The sequence below is a fragment of the Paenibacillus sp. FSL R7-0128 genome, from assembly GCF_038002245.1.
Taxonomy (GTDB): domain Bacteria; phylum Bacillota; class Bacilli; order Paenibacillales; family Paenibacillaceae; genus Paenibacillus_AQ; species Paenibacillus_AQ silagei.
On sequence record NZ_JBBOCD010000001.1, the window covers coordinates 6,452,465 to 6,470,353 of the forward strand.

The 17,889-nt window shown below is 51.6% G+C and carries 22 protein-coding genes; 5 read left to right on the top strand and 17 right to left on the bottom strand.

From position 1 onward, the window contains the following. Positions 1-108: 108 nt before the first annotated feature. The 4 genes from NST26_RS27285 to NST26_RS27300 form a co-directional block, all read right to left on the bottom strand. Positions 109-993 carry a hypothetical protein gene (locus NST26_RS27285; protein WP_340980290.1) on the bottom strand — a complete coding sequence of 295 codons (885 nt, stop codon included), beginning with the start codon at positions 991-993 and terminating at the stop codon, positions 109-111. 156 nt (positions 994-1,149) lie between these two features. Next, on the bottom strand, positions 1,150-1,701 hold the full coding sequence (locus NST26_RS27290) for a dioxygenase family protein (RefSeq protein ID WP_340980291.1): 552 nt from the start codon (positions 1,699-1,701) through the stop codon (positions 1,150-1,152). After that, complete coding sequence (locus NST26_RS27295; RefSeq protein WP_340980292.1) at positions 1,698-1,925, bottom strand: dioxygenase family protein; 228 nt, start codon at positions 1,923-1,925, stop codon at positions 1,698-1,700. Before NST26_RS27295 ends, NST26_RS27290 begins: the two co-directional genes overlap by 4 nt. A 6-nt stretch (positions 1,926-1,931) precedes the next feature. Beyond that, positions 1,932-2,591, bottom strand: a complete 660-nt coding sequence (locus tag NST26_RS27300; RefSeq protein ID WP_340958352.1) for an alpha/beta hydrolase — start codon at positions 2,589-2,591, stop codon at positions 1,932-1,934. Between the two features lie 159 nt (positions 2,592-2,750). On the opposite strand from NST26_RS27300, the gene NST26_RS27305 reads away from it, so the two are divergent. Further along, the gene (locus NST26_RS27305) at positions 2,751-3,302 is read left to right on the top strand and encodes a helix-turn-helix domain-containing protein (RefSeq protein ID WP_340958351.1); all 552 of its coding nucleotides are present in this window, start codon (positions 2,751-2,753) and stop codon (positions 3,300-3,302) included. Between the two features lie 50 nt (positions 3,303-3,352). Here the strand turns inward: NST26_RS27305 and NST26_RS27310 are convergent, their stop codons facing one another. From NST26_RS27310 to NST26_RS27320, 3 genes are all read right to left on the bottom strand, one after another. After that, positions 3,353-4,081 (bottom strand): Type 1 glutamine amidotransferase-like domain-containing protein, encoded by a 729-nt coding sequence (locus NST26_RS27310; RefSeq protein ID WP_340980293.1) that lies wholly within the window; start codon positions 4,079-4,081, stop codon positions 3,353-3,355. 105 nt (positions 4,082-4,186) lie between these two features. After that, a complete protein-coding gene (locus tag NST26_RS27315) occupies positions 4,187-4,993 on the bottom strand; it encodes a TrmH family RNA methyltransferase (RefSeq protein WP_340980294.1) in 807 nt (268 codons plus the stop codon). Between the two features lie 31 nt (positions 4,994-5,024). Beyond that, on the bottom strand, positions 5,025-5,684 hold the full coding sequence (locus NST26_RS27320; protein ID WP_036700269.1) for a potassium channel family protein: 660 nt from the start codon (positions 5,682-5,684) through the stop codon (positions 5,025-5,027). Positions 5,685-5,878: 194 nt separating this feature from the next. Between NST26_RS27320 and NST26_RS27325 the strand changes: the two genes are divergently transcribed. Further along, entirely contained in the window at positions 5,879-6,115 is a 237-nt protein-coding gene (locus NST26_RS27325) for a small acid-soluble spore protein SspI (protein WP_036700271.1), read from the top strand. 123 nt (positions 6,116-6,238) lie between these two features. Here the strand turns inward: NST26_RS27325 and NST26_RS27330 are convergent, their stop codons facing one another. The 10 genes from NST26_RS27330 to NST26_RS27375 all read right to left on the bottom strand — a co-directional run bounded on the left by NST26_RS27330 (position 6,239) and on the right by NST26_RS27375 (position 15,683). Next, the gene (locus NST26_RS27330; RefSeq protein WP_340751756.1) at positions 6,239-7,825 is read right to left on the bottom strand and encodes a peptide chain release factor 3; all 1,587 of its coding nucleotides are present in this window, start codon (positions 7,823-7,825) and stop codon (positions 6,239-6,241) included. Between the two features lie 342 nt (positions 7,826-8,167). Next, positions 8,168-9,718 carry a glucose-6-phosphate dehydrogenase gene (gene zwf / locus NST26_RS27335; protein WP_340980295.1) on the bottom strand — a complete coding sequence of 517 codons (1,551 nt, stop codon included), beginning with the start codon at positions 9,716-9,718 and terminating at the stop codon, positions 8,168-8,170. A gap of 209 nt (positions 9,719-9,927) precedes the next feature. After that, entirely contained in the window at positions 9,928-10,731 is an 804-nt protein-coding gene (locus NST26_RS27340) for a hypothetical protein (protein ID WP_340980296.1), read from the bottom strand. Between the two features lie 146 nt (positions 10,732-10,877). Further along, a complete protein-coding gene (locus NST26_RS27345) occupies positions 10,878-11,537 on the bottom strand; it encodes a response regulator (protein WP_036731152.1) in 660 nt (219 codons plus the stop codon). Positions 11,538-11,552: 15 nt separating this feature from the next. Continuing rightward, positions 11,553-12,587, bottom strand: coding sequence for a sensor histidine kinase (locus NST26_RS27350; RefSeq protein ID WP_036731150.1), 1,035 nt, complete (start codon positions 12,585-12,587; stop codon positions 11,553-11,555). Between the two features lie 39 nt (positions 12,588-12,626). Next, positions 12,627-13,274, bottom strand: coding sequence for a cell wall-active antibiotics response protein LiaF (gene liaF / locus NST26_RS27355; RefSeq protein ID WP_209878920.1), 648 nt, complete (start codon positions 13,272-13,274; stop codon positions 12,627-12,629). Between the two features lie 183 nt (positions 13,275-13,457). Then, positions 13,458-14,165, bottom strand: coding sequence for a PspA/IM30 family protein (locus NST26_RS27360; protein ID WP_036731144.1), 708 nt, complete (start codon positions 14,163-14,165; stop codon positions 13,458-13,460). Between the two features lie 3 nt (positions 14,166-14,168). Continuing rightward, on the bottom strand, positions 14,169-14,648 hold the full coding sequence (locus NST26_RS27365) for a PspC domain-containing protein (protein WP_340980297.1): 480 nt from the start codon (positions 14,646-14,648) through the stop codon (positions 14,169-14,171). Between the two features lie 4 nt (positions 14,649-14,652). Next, the gene (locus tag NST26_RS27370) at positions 14,653-15,333 is read right to left on the bottom strand and encodes a PspA/IM30 family protein (protein ID WP_340938118.1); all 681 of its coding nucleotides are present in this window, start codon (positions 15,331-15,333) and stop codon (positions 14,653-14,655) included. A gap of 47 nt (positions 15,334-15,380) precedes the next feature. Then, on the bottom strand, positions 15,381-15,683 hold the full coding sequence (locus NST26_RS27375; protein WP_036731138.1) for a LiaF transmembrane domain-containing protein: 303 nt from the start codon (positions 15,681-15,683) through the stop codon (positions 15,381-15,383). 189 nt (positions 15,684-15,872) lie between these two features. Here NST26_RS27375 and NST26_RS27380 point away from each other — a divergent pair, with 189 nt between their 5' ends. The 3 genes from NST26_RS27380 (at position 15,873) to NST26_RS27390 (ending at position 17,854) form a co-directional block, all read left to right on the top strand. Further along, a complete protein-coding gene (locus NST26_RS27380) occupies positions 15,873-15,992 on the top strand; it encodes an S-layer homology domain-containing protein (RefSeq protein ID WP_155991662.1) in 120 nt (39 codons plus the stop codon). A 144-nt stretch (positions 15,993-16,136) separates the two neighbouring features. After that, entirely contained in the window at positions 16,137-16,823 is a 687-nt protein-coding gene (locus NST26_RS27385; RefSeq protein ID WP_340980299.1) for a response regulator transcription factor, read from the top strand. After that, the gene (locus tag NST26_RS27390) at positions 16,820-17,854 is read left to right on the top strand and encodes a sensor histidine kinase (protein ID WP_340980300.1); all 1,035 of its coding nucleotides are present in this window, start codon (positions 16,820-16,822) and stop codon (positions 17,852-17,854) included. The genes NST26_RS27385 and NST26_RS27390 overlap by 4 nt, the downstream gene beginning before the upstream one ends. Positions 17,855-17,889: the final 35 nt, after the last annotated feature.

Sequence of the window (17,889 nt, forward strand, 5' to 3'; positions counted from 1 at the left end):
ATACTCACTCGTTGTTCAGTTTTCAAAGATCAAGCTCGTTGTCAGTGTCGATTAGCTCGTCACCAGCAACTTTTATAATATAACATGGATCAGACAACTATGCAACTATTATTTCAAAAGTTCTTGCTGAAGCAATACCATCAGCTCTTCCGCAGTATCCCAAACCAGAGGACGTATCTCCTGAAGATGGATCCTTAATGTATCTGCCTCATCGCTTCTGACTGTCCAGATTACCGGAATGTTCAGCCCAAGCGCATAGCCCGCTGCCAGATACACCTCAGATGACTGGCCTGTGAGGTCCGCAATAACCAGCTTGCTGTCCGCCACAGGCTCCAGCGAATTCGCAGCTTCGTTCTTGCTGGCAAGCAAACGGGGAAAATAGCCCAACTGCTCGATTTTGGCCCACAGCTTGTCCTGCCACTCCGCCTGCAGCTTCTCATCATCCGGCAGAAGAACGGTGCATTGCTGTAAGGTCCGGCCTCCTGAGGCAGCCACTGCTTCCTCCCACCCCAGGGAGGTCAATGTGAAGTTCATACCTTCCCGGACTAACAGATTCTCACCTTGCAGCCTGTCAATAATATAGACCAGCTCCTGCAGATTGGGAGAGTATGTCAGATTGTAGCTGCGGGACAGGGGATGAATCACTACGGGCTCCCCGGGGCCACTACAATGCCTATATAGATACTGCAACAGCCGGCCTCCTTTATCCTCAGCCGTTACCGGAATGCCCGGGGCATTCACAATATCCTCCAGATCGCCGAACGCAAGGATCACCTTCTCGCCACAATCCGTCTTTTCGCGGATATAACCTGAGATCAGATGCAGCATGTCCCGCTTCTGCTGGAACGAGAGCGCAAGAATTGATTCATAGCTGTCTCTAAGCAGGCCGTAGCTTCCGCCAGGAGAGCAGGAGCAGTCGATATACTGATCGTACTCACCGTCTGCTGTAATGCGGACAATCTGATCGCAGAATGCACAATGTTTCTTTTGCATAATTATCACCTCTTCAGAATAGCAGTCCCCCTACCTTACCAAGAATGTATTGAAAAGTGGACCGGAAATTCCTTCCTCCCCGACAGCTTGACATGCCCGATTTCGGAATTATGCCAAGGAGATTGCCGAAGCGGAGCATGCGGAGTTCACCACCTTTTAATTAAACTGCCAGCAGCTCAAGCTTAGATTGCCATACTGATAACTCCGGTGAAGCAGCTGCGCATTACGCCCCGGGTCTCCCGCTCCCATAGCGATGAGCAGCGGAATAAAGTGCTCACTCGTCGGGACCGCCATCTCCGCATAAGGAGCAAGCTCCTCGTATTGAAACAGCGCTTCTGTATCCCACGCTTCTACCTTCTCCTGAATCCAGCGATCGAACTGCTCGGCCCATCCGTTGATCTCATCCGAACTCCAGTTCAATCTCCGCAGATTATGAACGGTTCCCCCGCTGGCGATAATCAGCACATCCTGTTCACGCAGCTCCGCCAGCGCCTTGCCTATCTCATACTGCTGCGCATTAGGCAAGTCACGATTCACAGACATCGCCACAACCGGAATATCCGCTTCCGGGTAGAGGAGCTTCAGCACAGCCCATGCGCCGTGGTCGAGCCCTCTTTGTTCATCCCTGACATTCTTCACACCGCCCGCGGTCAAAAGCTTCTGAATCTGCTCCACGAGAGCCGGATCACCATGTGCGGGATACGTCATCTGGTACAGCTCATCCTGGAATCGAATCCGCCAAAGTCATAAATGGTATCATACGTTGCCGCCGCGCCCACTGACTGCACGGGTTCCTCCCAATGCGCTGAGAAGAGAACGATAGCTTTCGGTTTGGGCATATGGTCCTTGAACTCTTTTAACAGCTTGGTGTAGGCATTATCTTCAAGAACGATAGATGGAGCTCCGTGTGCAAAAAAATAGGAAGGCATCATAGTCAATCACTCCTTATTAGTGGTTAATGCGGCATCCTGCTTGAGCCATTGCAAGAAATCACGCTGGTTCTCTTCAGTTACGCCGTGGTCAGACGGATAGAGTCTGAAGTTCAACCGTTCGGTTTGCCCCTTCAGATAGGCGGCAGTCTCATGTCCAATGCTCACCGGGAACACCGAATCGTATTCACCATGTGAAGCGAAGACAGACACGTTCTTAAGGCTATGGAGCTTATACTCCATTTTCACAAATTCAGGAATATATCCATTCAGTGCTACAATCCCCTTCAGCTGATCCCCCATCGTAAGCGCAAGCGTCATAGACAGAATGGCCCCTTGGCTGAAGCCGAGCAAATAACGTTTGTCCGGATCGATCGGATACTGCTGCGCAGCATAGTGAATGAAGGTCTCAAGATCGCTGACAGCTTGGTCAAACATCTCGCGGATAGGGTTGCCCAGGCTTTTCAAATCATAATATTGATACCCCATACCCAGTGGCAGATTCCCGCGAACCCCGATAATAATGAACTCCTTAGCCAGCGGGGCCACCAGACCGAACATATTGCGCTCATCAGAGCCTTTGCCGTGAAAAGTAAAGATCACCGGGTATTTCCTGCCCTGCTCCAGCCCATCCGGTAAGTGAACATCATATGAATACTTAGGGTTCATCTTATTTCCCTCCATCCTGAAGATCACTTTTCAAATATTAGTTATAATAATATATTTTCTATATGAGTAATTTATCGCAATGCACATTGACTTGTCAACAATAAAATTGTTAATATGAAAATAAGTTTAGTATTACAAATATTATAGAGGTGTGAACCTATGGATATCGGCGCTACAATACGGGCAATTCGCAAGCGGAAAAATATCACCATCGCGCAAATCTGCGACACTACCGGCCTCTCCCAAGGCTTCATGAGCCAGGTCGAAACCAATAAGACCTCACCTTCCATCGCTACACTGGAGAATATCGCCCAGGCTCTGAAGGTTCCTCTTGCTTATTTGCTGCTAAAAAAAGAAGAACGCATGCAGATTGTCCGCAAGGATGAACGGAGAATCACCACCAGCGGCGCAGCTAAGCTAAAGGTTGAGCACCTCAGCTCCACCCAGAATGTACGCATGTCGATCGTCGAGTTCCCTCCCGGTGCCATGATTGGGGATGCCCCCCATGCGCATGAAGGGCAGGAGGTCCATGTCGTCATTAAAGGAACCATCTATGCGCAGCAAGGGGAAGATGGAGCTGAATTTACTGAGGGTGATTCCTTTAGCTGGAATGCCTGCACCCCCCATTCCGTCAAAAATACGGGAGAGGACACCGCGATTGTGCTAATCTCCATCTACACTGAAAGCGAAAACGGACAGGATGTCCTCTGAACAATCAAAAGCCCGTACTCTGGCCTGATAGGCGGAGTGCGGGCTTTTAATCACATATTCACTATCTCATTATATTCAGCATGCTTCTCAATCTCCGTCACGATCATCTGCTGATTGATCTCTTGTATCTTATAGGCCTTGGCCTGTTCTCTGGAGGAGATCACTTTATACCCATCATCTTTATAAATAATGGCGCAGTGATTCTCAATGGCTATGCCTGTTGTATCCATTCCCTTAACCATTTCCAAGAAATCTGCCTCGCGGTTGTCTTCATTATAATGAGGACAGTGAATCCCTGGTAAGATCCCCATCGCCTTCAATTTGATATAGATCCATTTCCCTTCATTATCGAACGCCTCTGAGTCACTATGACCGTATTCGTACCAGCAGATCGAACCCGCACTCATCCCTGACAACACAACCCCCGAGTCGTACGCTTGCTTCAGCAAAATATCCACACCATGCTCCAGCCAAATGTCCAGCATCTTCCGCGTATTGCCGCCCCCCACATAGATTAAATCGGCGGATAAGATCATGTCTTCTATCTCTTCTGGTGCATATGTATTCTTCGTCAGTAGTAAATGCTGGACCTCACACCCTAAGCGGTCACCGTACACTAATTGAAAAGAGTCACAATACCCTTCCGCATCCATGCTGGCTGTAGGAATGAACAGCGCTTTGGGATTCCTTTTGTTCGTTAGATCTACAATCGTTTGATCGATTGCCAAAGTCTCCAATTTGCTAATCTCTCCTCCGCCAATCGCCACAATAATCCCCATCTTCATCACTCCTATTTATAATATTGAAGCAAAAAAAGAATACAAAAAAGTCCCGGATGCATTACGTCTTATTCAGACATACCGGGACTGACTTTGTTGTGAAAGTTATACAGGTTGGTTAAGATAATTCCCCCGCTGCCGCATCCCCTCAAACAGCAGGATCGTTGCGGCCATCGCGGCGTTCAGTGATTCGGCGCGGCCGGCCATCGGGATGAGGATGCTTTTGTCGACTAGCCGGGCTGTCTCGGGTGAGATGCCTTGGCCTTCGCTGCCGATCAGCAGCCACTGGCTGCCGTGGAAATCATGGGTGTAGCAGGAATCCTCCGCCGTCAGCGAGGTGCTGACCAGCAGCGCACCACGCTCCCGTGCCTGTGGCAGAATCGTGCCGAGCTCGCCCTCCACTACCGGGAGATGGAACATCGAGCCCATCGTGGACCGGATGGTCTTGGGATTGAAGAGGTCGGCGCAGCCCTGGCCGAGGATCACGCCGTCCGCGCCCGCCGCATCCGCGCTGCGGATGATAGTGCCTACATTACCGGGGTCCTGGACCCCGTCCAGCACCATAACCAGGCTGTCCGGCTTCGCCAGAATGGCCTCTATCCCCTTCTGCTCCTTCCGCACAATGGCGAACACCGGCTGCGGGGTGCCCGTGCTGCTGCACTTGGCAACCACCGCCGCCGACACGCCGATGACCTCCATGCCCTGTACGGCCTGAAGCAGCGGCTTCAGCTCAGACGGCATCCCTTTATCGAGGTCGTACGCTAGGCATTCCACATCCACTTCCGCCTGCAGCGCTTCCTGCACCAGATGAATGCCTTCCACGATATATTTGCCGGACCGGTCACGGTGCTTCTTCTCCTGCAATCCGGCCCATTCCTTCACCCGCGTGTTCTGCGGCGACATAATTTCCATAGGGTCCTACCTTTCTGTTGCTTACAGATTCCTATTGATAAGCCATTTCCAGCTTCGTCAGATTATCCTTCCGTCCGACAATGACAAGAACATCACCATCGGTCAGGCGGTCCTCCGCTCTGGGGGAGATATTCATTTCCTCGCCCTGACGGATCGCCATAACATTGCACCCATATTTGGCGCGTATGTCAAGCTCCTGCAGGTTCTTGCCCAGCATCGGTCCTGAGACCTTCATGTCGAGAATGCTGTACTCCGGTGACAGCTCGATGTAATCGAGGATGTTCGGAGAAGCGAGATGATGCGCCACCCGCATCCCCATGTCCCGCTCCGGGTAGATCACCTTATCTGCTCCGATTTTCCCCAGCACCTTGCCGTGCAGCTCACTTTTGGCTTTGGCGATAATGGCAGGTACGCCCAGATCCTTCAAAATCAGCGTTGTCAGAATGCTGGCCTGAATATCCTCCCCGATGGCGACCACCACCACATCGAAGTTACGGATGCCAAGCGCACGCAGCGCCTCTTCATCCGTGGAGTCTGCAGATACGGCATGGGTCACAATGTTGGAGATTTCCTGGGTGCGCTGTTCATCCGCATCAATGGCCAGCACCTCATAGCCCATCCCGCTGAGCGCTTTGGCCACACTTGAGCCGAAGCGGCCCATACCGATGATCGCATACTGTTTTTTTGCCATTAAGCCTTGTCCCTCCCGCCCATATAATACATCTCACACAGTATAGCATAAGCCGTTATAAACTTGAATGTTCAGCGCTCCCGCAGGGCACCTTATAAGAAGGCTGCTTACCTGACTAAGCCCCTGCTTTCGAAGTCAGTTTTGCGATGCTGATTCAGGAAGCAGATGCTCACAAAACTTTAAGGAGGCCGATTATGCCAGTCACCCTTGATTTGCGCCAGGCCATCATTCACAAGGTGCACGGCCAGTCCGAAGAAGGTCTGCGGGAGGTTATTGAGAATTCCGTGGACGGGCCGGAAGCCGCGCTTCCCGGACTGGGTGTCGTCTTTGAGATGATCTGGAAGGACCTCGACCCTGCGAAGCAGGACCGGGTTCTCTCTATGCTGCACAGACATCTGGACAAGCTTACCCCAGGGTCCATCACCTCCTAGAGGAGGCCCATCCCGTCAAAAACCTCCGCACCCCACCGTGCTGCTGCACAGGTGGAGCCGGAGGTTTTTTTATAGCCTAATCGTACATATGCTTAACTGCTCATCTTACTTCTATTACACCCATCAAGGTGCAGTCTCCAGGAACTTCGCGGTCGGATTCTTCTCCATCGCGGTCCGCATAGCGTATTCGTTCTCGAACAGCACTACGTAATTGCCCTTCTTGTCCGTAACCAGAGTGGAGTTGATCCGGAACTTGCTGGCATCCGGCTTGTTCTCATCCACAATCCAGCGTGCGAACTGGTAGCTCATGCGCTGAAGCTGCACATCCACGCCATACTCACCCTTCATGCGGTATTCGAACACCTCGAACTGCAGTTGTCCGACTACACCCAGCAGAATATCATCGAAGTTGACGGTACGGAACACCTGGATCATACCCTCTTCGGTCAGCTGGTCGATCCCCTTCTGGAATTGCTTCGACTTCAGTGCATTCTTGATGGTGACTTTGGAGAAAATCTCCGGCGAGAAGGTCGGCAGCTCATCGAATTCGATATCTCCGGCCTGACTTAGCGTGTCGCCAATCCGGAAGATGCCCGGGTCGAACAGACCGATAATATCCCCCGGATACGCCTCTTCAACAATGTCCCGGTCCTGGGCAAGGAACTGCTGCGGCTGGGATAGCTTGATGTCTTTGCCGGCACGTACATGCTTCACACTCATCCCGCGCTCGAACTTGCCGGACACGATACGCAGGAAAGCGATACGGTCACGGTGTGCAGGATTCATGTTCGCCTGAATTTTGAATACATAGCCGGTGAATTTCTCATTCGTCGGTTCTACAGAGCCCGCTGTACTGCGGCGTGGTTCAGGCTTCGGCGCAAGCTCCAGGAAATTATCCAGGAACGTCTGCACACCGAAGTTGTTGATAGCACTGCCGAAGAATACCGGAGTAATCTCTCCGCGCAGCACCTTCTCATAGTCAAAAGGATCGCCCGCTACATCCAGCAGCTCCAGATCCGCGCATAGCTGATCATGCAGGTACTCCCCCGCCATCTCACGGATAATCGGGTCGCGGTAGCTCTCCACCTTCTGTACTTTAATTACGGAATGGTCATCGCCCTGGAACAGCTCAACCTGATTCTTCATCCGGTCATAGACGCCGCACAGCTCACGCCCCATCCCAATCGGCCAGTTCATCGGCACCGAGCGGATGCCCAGCACATTCTCCAGCTCCTCCATCAGATCAAACGGGCTGCGGCCTTCGCGGTCCAGCTTATTAATGAAGGTGAAGATCGGAATGCCGCGCTTCGCGCAGACCTGGAACAGCTTGATGGTCTGTGTCTCCACACCCTTGGCTACGTCGATCAGCATGACCGCGCTATCAGCCGCAGTGAGCGTACGATAGGTGTCTTCACTGAAATCCTGGTGACCCGGAGTATCCAGAATGTTCACCCGGTGGTCCAGGTAATCAAACTGCATCACAGAGGACGTAACCGAGATTCCGCGCTGCTTCTCAATTTCCATCCAGTCACTGGTGGCGTGCTTGCTTGCCTTACGGGCTTTGACTGTACCTGCCAGACGGATGGCACCTCCGAAGAGCAGCAGTTTCTCTGTCAGTGTAGTTTTACCCGCATCCGGGTGGGAAATAATCGCAAAGGTTCTGCGTTTGTCGACTTCACTCTGAAGCTTATGGTCCGTTGCTTTATTCATTGCACATATCCCTTCATCTATAAATTCATGCTTACTTCTGCCTCTATTACCGGATCAATCAAATCGGTCTATTCATGGATTCAGATCCTTTCCTTAGAGAATCAACAGAGAATCAACGTCTATTTCTTGAACGTAACGTTTACCATGTATAGGATCATCTATAGCGCTAGGCTTAGAAATCTTTATGTTGAAAGCATCCTTCTCAGTATAGCAAAATCCGGCAGAGATTATCTACAAAAAAGCGCCTGTAGTGAAATATCTTGTAATATAAATTCACGATTCAGCAAAAAGATCCCCCCGCAACGAGATGCAGGAGGATCTGTAACAATTCTTCTTCAGGGACTAGCGGTTAACCTGCCAGACCACATTGTCTTCATCCTGGCCGTTGACCGGCCACCAGTGGAAGCCTTCTCCGGCAAGCAATTGGTCGGCTTCAACCGGACCCCAGGAGCCCGCAGGATAGGAAGCCAAGTCGTTGCTCTCTTCCTTCCACGCCTTGGCAATCCGGTCCACGAAGGACCAGGCCGAGGACACTTCATCCCAGCGGGTGAAGTAGGTGGAATCGCCGCGTGCAGCATCATGCAACAGACGCTCATACGCCTCCGGCGAGTTGATGCCGATCATGCAGCTCTGGCAGAAATCCATGGCCAGCGGCTGAATCTCGGATTCCGAGCCCGGCTTCTTCGCATTGATCTTCACATAGATGCCTTCCATCGGATTGACGCGGATGACGAGCAGGTTCGGCTCGAGCTTGTGCTTCTGGCCCAAGTAGACGTTGGTCGGCATTCCTTTGAATTCTACAACCACTTCGGTGGTCTTCACAGGCAGGCGTTTGCCGGTACGGATATAGAAAGGAACTCCAGCCCAGCGGAAGTTATCCACGAACACACGGGCTGCGAAATACGTCTCTGTATTCGATTCCGGGTCCACTTTGTCTTCCTGGCGGTAAGCCGGAAGCGTCTTGCCCTTGTAGAGACCTTGAGTGTATTGGCCGCGGACTACGTTCTCGCGAACTTCATCAGCGGTCGCGTAAGGACGCAGCGAACGTAGAACCTTCACCTTCTCATCACGGATATCTTCAGCCAGCAGACGGCTAGGCGGTTCCATAGCGATCATCGTCAGCAGCTGCAAAATATGGTTCTGGCCCATATCGCGCAGCGCCCCCGCATGATCGTAATACCCGCCGCGTTCTTCCACGCCCACCGTCTCGCCGAGTGTAATCTGAATATTGGCGATATGCTTGTTGTTCCACAATGGCTCAAAGAAGGCATTGGCGAACCGGATCACTTCAATATTCTGAACCATTTCCTTACCCAGGTAGTGGTCAATCCGGTAGATCTCCTCTTCCTTGAAGACTTGGCGGATCTGTTCGTTCAGTTCCTCAGCGGATTCGAGATTGTAGCCGAACGGCTTCTCGATGACCAGACGGTTCCAGCCTCTGGCCTGCAGCATCCCGCCTGCCTTGAGGTTGAAGGATACGCTGCCGAACAGCTCAGGCGCAAGCGCCAGATAGAACATGCGGTTGCCCGGAATATGGAATTTCTCTTCCAGACGCTCCGTCTGCTCATTCAGCTCACGGAAGCCGTCAATATTATTGATGTCGAGTGACTTGTATTCAAAATGCTGTACGAACTCGTTCCATTCCGCAACATCTCCTGCCTGATAACGGCAGAACTCGCGAATGGATTCCTTCACATCTTCCCGGAACTCATCCTGGGTACGGGGACGCCGAGCCACGCCAATGACCGCAAAATCTTGGGTCAGCTTGCCTTCACGGTACAAACTGTAAATCGCCGGGAAAAGCTTACGCCGGGCCAGATCTCCGGTTGCCCCGAAGATAAAGAATACAGCACCGGGTGTATGCAGTGCATCAAGGGTTTGATTTTCAGCCATGGCTCCTCATCTCTCTGTATGTAATATAGTTGACATTCATTCTCATCGCCTGGTATGAAACAACATACGACTATAGGCGTGATGTCATTTTATCATAATTGCACGGAGGATGCCATCACATTCCTGACAGTTTTTCTCGGGATTTCGCACTTTTCCATTACTCTTTCTTATGCCTTCACCGGATTACGCTTATATTAAGTCATTTAACTTCAGTATTCGATTGTAATTAATGGCATTCCAAGGGTTATCCGGTTCACGTCTGCATTGACGTTCTTGTGAACTGCCAGCTGGAGGGCCAGGCTGTGGTTACCGCTGCTGACTGTGCGCTGAAGACCCGGGACACTATACGAATGACTGGATGTAGAGATATCGGTGTAGCTCTCCTCTGCCTGAATACCGGGAAGCTCCGCAGCCATTAACTGCTCCGTAGCAAGGAGTGCTGCCTGCGTTCCGCCCTGCTCCTTCGCTGGTGCCTGCAGCGAAGCATTCCACTCCGCAGCAATTCCCGCCTGCAGCATCGCCTCTCCGGCGTCCGCCGCTGCGGCCGGCAGCTCCGGGGAGCCCAGAAGATCAGCCGTCTCCAGCGTAACAATACAGTAGCTGCGGCCGCCGCCAAGCTCACTCCAGAACAGGGACAGCTGTGTACCGCCACTGAGCTGCGCGGCAGAACGCCAGACCCGGTGCCCATCATCATCTGCGCTGCTAATTCCATCCAGTCCAAGCCTAGTGGCAAGGTGCTGTACAGCAACCTCATCAGTCTCTTCGCCGCTGTATTCCCCCTGCCATTTCAATACGAGCCGGAGCGGCGCGCCGGGAGCGGAGGCCTGTCCGCCCAGTGTGGTCAGCAGGGCAAGGGATTCCTGAAGCTCTCCGGCAGCTGCAGAAGCATCAGCACTCTGTACACCGCTTCTTCCTGCGGGTTCCACGCTTCGGAATCCGCTCAGGAGCATCAGCGCACATATCCCTGCCAGCACCAACACCAGTATCCCCTTACTCTGCCCTTTATTCCCCACTTCGCATCTCCCTCTCAACCGATCTAGTAATCTACTAGACAGGTTATCCAATTTCAGAGAAAGATATACGAACGCATGCAAAAACACTTCCAAGATCGTCCGGGCGGACTCACTTGAAAGTGCTGTGTAGCTTCAATAGACCGGTCTTACTCCGCCAGTCCATTCTTATATGCATAAATAGCCGCCTGAGTCCGGTCTTCAACCCCCAGCTTGGCAAGAACATTCGTGACATGGAATTTCACCGTCTTGATTCCAATAATTAATTGATCAGCAATATCCTGGTTGGATTTACCCTGAGCTAACAGCTTCAGTACTTCCATCTCGCGTTCGGTAAGCTCTTTGTAAGCCGGTGCCTCTCCTCTTGCATTGGAACGGAACCGGTTCATCATCTTGGATGCCACCTGCGACTCCAGCACGGACTGGCCTCTTGCGGCTGCCCGGATCGCATCTGCAACTTCGCTGGCCCGTGAGGTCTTGAGCAGGTAACTGAAGGCTCCCGCTTCAATCACCGGATACATCTTCTCATCATCCAAATAACTGGTCAACACAATCACCTTGCAATCCGGGTACAGCTTCAGCAGCTGTCTAGTCGTCTCGATTCCGTCCATGCCGTCCATCACCAGATCCATCAGCACCACATCCGGCGTATACTCCTGGGCCAGACGGATGCCCTCCTCGCCGCTTCCCGCTTCGCCGACGACTTCAATGCCATCCTCGGTGCCAAGCACCGCAGCAAGTCCGATCCGGACCATCTCATGATCGTCTACAAGCAGGACCTTGATTGCATTATCTTCTTCTATCTCCATCGTTACACCTGCCCCCTATTCATTGACTACCGGTACGGTAATATCAATCCGCATGCCTTTGCCGGGAGCAGTGATGAACTGGATCGAGCCCCCGATCTCTGTAATCCGCTCCTGCATATTCGACAGACCGTAAGAGGTCTGCTTGCTGTCATCCATCTCGAACCCGATTCCATCATCGCGCAGCGTGAGCCGGACGGTATCACCCCGGCGGTGCAGGCGGATCTCCATCTTCTCCGCTTTGGCATGGCGGAGCGTATTGGAGATAGCCTCCTGCACAATACGGAACAAATGATTCTCCACGCCCTTCAGCAGCTCTACTCCCTGATCCATCTCGAACAGAATATCAATCGGCACCTTGATCTTCAGTTCTTTAATCAGCTCCTGCAGACCTTCTTCCAGCCCCTTACCTTCCAGGTACACCGGTCTCAGGTGCAGCAGCAGCGCCCTCATCTCGGACTGGGCTACTGCAGACATCTCCTCGATCAGCGCGATTTGCCGCTGTGCCTTGTCGAAGTCCTTCTCCAGCGTCCGGCCTACTGCCGTTGCCGTCATCGAGATGGCGAACAGCTGCTGCGATACCGCATCATGCAGCTCCCGTGCCAGCCGCTGCCGTTCCTCGATGATTGCCGTGACCCGGGCCTGCTCGGCAAGCTTCGCGTTATTGGTGGAGAGCCGTTGCAGCGTATTCACCTGATTCTCCCACTTGCCGCTGATCCGCCCGAGCTGTTCCCCGAGCCGCCCCAGCTCATCGTTGCCCAGGTCCGGCATAGCCGGGGTAAGATTGCCTTTCTCCCAGGCGACCAGGGTAGCCCGCAGTAATTCCAGCTTGCGCTTGCTGCGGAAGCCCTGATAGAAGCCGTAACCGATTCCGAAAGCCATCGGCAACAGAATCAGCGTCAATCCTGTCCTTATGCCAATCCGCCAATCCTCGAACGGCCGTAGTAGCCCATATGTATACATAATATATGTAATAACGAGCAGCATGAACAAAGAGAACAGAGCTCCCTCACCCATACTGCGCGTTACCATATTACTGCTTTTTTTGTCCATGCCGGGAGCTCTCCCTTCTCTCTTGGCCCTAACATACTCTTAGGGGAAGCGTATGTCCAGATCCCCCATCAGATAAGAAATGTTAAACTTCACTTTATGCTCGCAGCTGTCATAGTTAGGTGACTTCCAGTTCAGCCGGTTCAGCATCCCCGTATCGCGGTTACTGCCGGACTCAATCGAGCCGAACAGTACGAATGCCTCAATCTCCACTCCGTAATCCTCAGACAGCAGAATGTCCACATCGCCAAAAATCCCCTGATACAGCATAATCGTCTCCTGCTCTTCCGCCATGGCCAGTGAAAGATCCACATCCACCTCGCCCAGCACATGCCAGGCGCTCAGACTGCGCATCACCCACGGCGAGAGATCCCAGTCGAATCTGGAAGAAAAGCTTTGCTTCTGCACAAACCCCGCCTTGCGCTGCATTCTTTTCGATTTGACAAAGAACATCCCCAGCGAAAGCAGGCAGATGCCAAGCACCAGCAGCAAATGATCCAGCAACAGCAGGACTGCTCCGACTCCCATTAGCTTATAACCTTGCTTGACCTTGCCCGACGTCGTCTGGTAGATTCCCAGCAGCAGGAACAGGAGTGCGACAATGGAGAAGAAGCCGATCCATTTGCCAAATATCATCAAGCAGCCTACACCAATCAATCCGATGGCAATCAAACGGTTCCGTTTATCCATTTCCGCACCTCCTTAAAGTTTTGCAAAGCAAAACTTACTTCGTAAGCCTTAGCTGAAGTATTGCGAAGCTACATCTTCAACATACTGCATCCGCTACAAAAGCCATACCGGTATGGAGAATCCATACCGTATGGCTTTACCTTGATCAGCATATCATATCCGGCTGCTCTTTAGGAACAGGGATTATTGTTCTTTTTTATTCAAAGGAGGGGCTGCAGGAGTTGAGTTCAGCTTGTTCTTGAGTGCGGCAAGCTGCTCCTCCACTTTCAGTTCCTTCTCAGGATCTACCGGCTTAGCATATGCGGTTGCCGAAGGGCTATACGGAGCGCGCATCACATCTGCTTCCGCTTCGAGCTGCATGATCTTTTCTTCCATGCGGTGGAAGCCAAGGGAGGCACTTCCGCTTTCGATGGAATGTACGCTGCTGATCTGGGACATTTGCTTCTTGGCCTTAGCCATCTGAGCGCGGGATACCAGTTCATTGCGTTTGTTGCGCATTTTGTAGAACTCATCCTTCATATCATGAAGCTGCTGCACCAGTTCCTTGGCCTGTACTTCAGCCTGTGCGTGAAGCTCGCCATACTCGGTAAACTTCTGGTCGAAGTAGATTTTCTCTTCCAGCAGCTTGCGGGTAACTTCCTCCTGCCCGTTCTTGAGCGCAAGCTCAGCCTGTGCAGCACGTTGTCCGGCTACCTTGGCAGCTTCGTCCACACGCTGTTTCATACGGCGTTCATTAGCCATCTGCTTCGCTACCGTTACTTCAGCCTCATGAATCTCAGCCTCCATATCGCGCAGATACTGATTAAGCATCACAATCGGGTCCTCTACCTTATCCAACATATCATTTACCGACGCCTTAGTCATATCTTTAATCCGTTTGAATACTCCCATAATTTACACTTCTCCCTTCTCGTATTTAGCAAGTTTTTGTTTGAGCTCTTCCACTTCTTTTTGCAGTGCCTTCTTCTCGATATCCTTCATCATGGCATCCAGGCCGGAATCAGGAGCCGCATGAGCGCCTGCCTTCTCATAACCGGGATTGTAGCCCGGCTGTCCGCCATAGGGGCCATATCTCTGAGGTCCTTGGTGAGGAGCCTCTGGTCCGCGGCCATATTCAGGTCCGCCGGAGTAGGGTCCGCCGTACGGGCCGCCCGGCCCACCAGGTCCGGGACCGAAGGGATTGTACTGGTTAGGCTCCTTGGCAATCACCATTGCTGCGATAAAGTATACGAGGATTGTAGCTCCACCGCTAAATGGAATACTGATCACCAGCAGAATCCGGAACAGTGTAGAGTCAATGCCGAGAGTCTCGGACAATCCGCCTGCCAGCCCAGTCATTACTTTGTCTCTTGTTGAACGATACAATCGGGTCATACTACTACTCCTTTCTGCCATCATTGTTCAGCTTCTCCTTTAGACGGGCCATTTCTCTTTCCAGTACGGTTGCCACGGTCTCTCCGGCCTGCACCGCATATTCCTGTCCCATCCGGCGCAAGTCGCTCAGGCTTTTGGCTTCTAGCTCCCAGTCGTTCATCTTGTCTTCCAGACGGCCGAACATTTTGGGAACATCTCCGCCGCCGCCATAAGCACCGGCTCTTTGATTCATGCGCTGCTGCAGCCGCAACGACTCCATCCGTGCTGCATAGAACTGGCGTTTGCTGTATACCGTCTGATACTCCATTTTGAGCTCGTTCAGCTGGGATTCCAGTTCGAAAAGTGATTGCTGGCTCGTCTCCAGCAGCCCGCTGTATTGCTCCAGCTTTTCCTCGTGGATAATTTTCTCCTGCAATGCCAGCTTGGCCAGATGATCTTCGCCTGCCTTGAGTGCGAGGAGCGCCTGCTCTTCACGTTTGTTCCTCATGGCGGTGGCCTGATTCACCTGCTGCTGCAATTGCTTCGTATGAGAAGCGTACTGCTGGTACAGCCGTTCGGCCTCCCCGATCTCTTCACGGGTTGAATGTAGAAATTGATCAATCAGCTTCACCGGATCTTGGCTCTGCTCCAGTCGTTCATTCAAGTTGGCTACGGTGATGTCCCTCATTCTGCGAAAAACACTCATGATTTCCTGCTCCCTCCCTGCTTCTTAATAAGTATGGACAGTGTGTATTAGTATGTTCTGCTTTGTTTGCCCCTGAGTACCGAGATGCCCCACACTACCAGAGCAATACCCAGCAGCGGACCGATAATCCAGGAAAGCTTGGAGATCAGGGACATGACACCGATGAACAGCACCACCCAGCCGATAATCTTGCGGCCGCTCTTAATTCCGTAGTATCCGAGCACAACCAGCACTGCCGGGAACAGGATACCGAAGATTCCTGAAATCAAGTGAGGCAGAATGCCAAGCAGCATTACCGCTCCGATTACAATCAGCGCAATCGCAAGTCCGTTACCTTTGTTTCTTTGCATTTGTTATCACCGCCTTTCGCTGCTCTCTTTCTTATACCCTTATTCTAGGGCAATCCCGCATCTTTCAAAACAGACTGTGGACGGTTTTATGTACTGGACCTTAGTCGGGGATGGTTGCAGGACTGGAAGCGGCTATACATCCTGAAATATATTCTATTGCTGCTTCCTGCAGATGCGGAGAAGTTCAGCATGCTGAAGAGAAAAAAAGGCTTCAGCGATGTAAGCAACAGCTCATGGATGTACAAATATGTAATGAAGATCGCTGCACTGGGGTTTGCTGAGGGAGATACAAGTAGTCCAAGGCTTTGAGAACAAGAAGTTCAAGGTGGATTTCTACCATGGAGATGCCTTTTTATTGTCCGACGAATCAAGACTGCACCGCCCCACTTGCAGGATATTCCAGGGTTGGCCATAATATTGGGAGAATGCCTGATTACTAAAGGAGTCATGCCCATGAAGACACTACTCATCGTTGAAGACGATCAAAGCTTGAACAAGGGGATAGCCCTGTCACTTGCCCATAATGAATTGCATATTGAACAAGCCTATTCACTGGCAATGGCTGATCAGATTATCTCCTCAACCCCAATCGATCTCATTCTGCTGGATGTGAACCTTCCGGACGGAAGCGGACTGGATTACTGCGAAAGAATCCGCGGAACCTCGCAGGTGCCGATTATCTTCCTGACGGCCAACGACATGGAGCCGGATATTGTAACCGGGTTTGCTCTGGGGGCTGATGATTATATCACCAAACCGTTCAGTCTGATGATTCTGCGGGCCAGGGTAATGGCCGTCCTGAGAAGAAGTGATGCGCTTACCAGTGAGAGGATCGTTGTAGGCCTGCTTGAATTTGATTTTGGCAAAATGGAGTACTTCAAGAACGGCCGGCCGCTGCTGCTGAGCAAATCCGAACAGAAACTGCTGCGCATACTGGTAACGAATAGGGGAAACATTCTGACCCGTGAGCAGCTGATCGACAAAACGTGGAGCCAGGAGGCGGTATTCGTTGATGAGAATGCACTAACGGTAGCCATCAAAAGATTGCGGGCCAAGATCGAAGAGGATCCCTCTTTGCCTCAATATATCAAAACTGTATATGGTTTAGGGTATACATGGACAGAAGGTCCTGTTCTATGAAGAGACAAGAACGGCTGCCGCTTAACCAATTGGTGAATCTGGCATTTGCTGCAGCTTTTATCATTCTGGTGCTGGTATATGTGACTTGTATTATATTACTGGAGATCACTGGTTCATCGCTGCTTGGACTCTCTCTTCTATTCATAATCTGCATGCTGATCCTTGGAGGTGCCTGGTCCCGGTCGCTCCGGAATATGGTTACTTCTTTCATGGGAAAGGTAGAGACATTGGTAGACAATGCTACTCACGGGCGTGAGCCCACCTATAATTATGAAGAAACCCTGCTCTCCTCCATAGAACATAAATTAATGCGGTACATAGAGATTGCAAGAGTGAACGGACAGAATCTGAAAACGGAAAAGAACAAAATTAAAGAACTGATCTCCGACATCTCCCACCAGACCAAAACACCCTTATCTAATATTATGATCTATAGCCAGTTGCTTGAGGAAAGTCTGGTGAATGATGAACATGCGCTTCAGCTTGCTGTACAAGTTAAAAAACAGTCGGAAAAACTCGACTGGCTGATCCAATCCCTGATCAAACTGTCCAGGCTGGAGACGGGCATGATCTCTTTGCGCATGCAGCCTTGTCCTGTGATGCGTGCGGTTTCTGAAGCAGTCTCCCAGATCCTCATCCAGGCAGAGAACAGCCGCATCACTATCAGTATAAACTGTGAACCTCACATCACAGCGTGCTACGACCCCAAATGGACAACGGAAGTGTTATTCAATCTGCTGGAGAATGCTGTGAAATATTCAGAACCAGGGGGCAGTATCCATATCACTGCGGAAGCAAATGAGATGTTTATACGCCTGGATATCGCAGATACCGGCCGTGGAATCTCCCAGGAAGAGCTGCCCCAAATCTTCAAGAGGTTCTACCGGGGAAAAAATGTGCGCGATTCAGAAGGTGTGGGAATTGGGCTATTCCTGGCCCGGGAGATCATCACCGCTCAAGGCGGACATATGAAAGCTGCTTCTGTGCCCGGACAAGGCACTGTGTTCTCGATCTTCCTGCCGCTATTCTGAATATGTCCATTCCGTCAGATTTCAGACACTCTCCT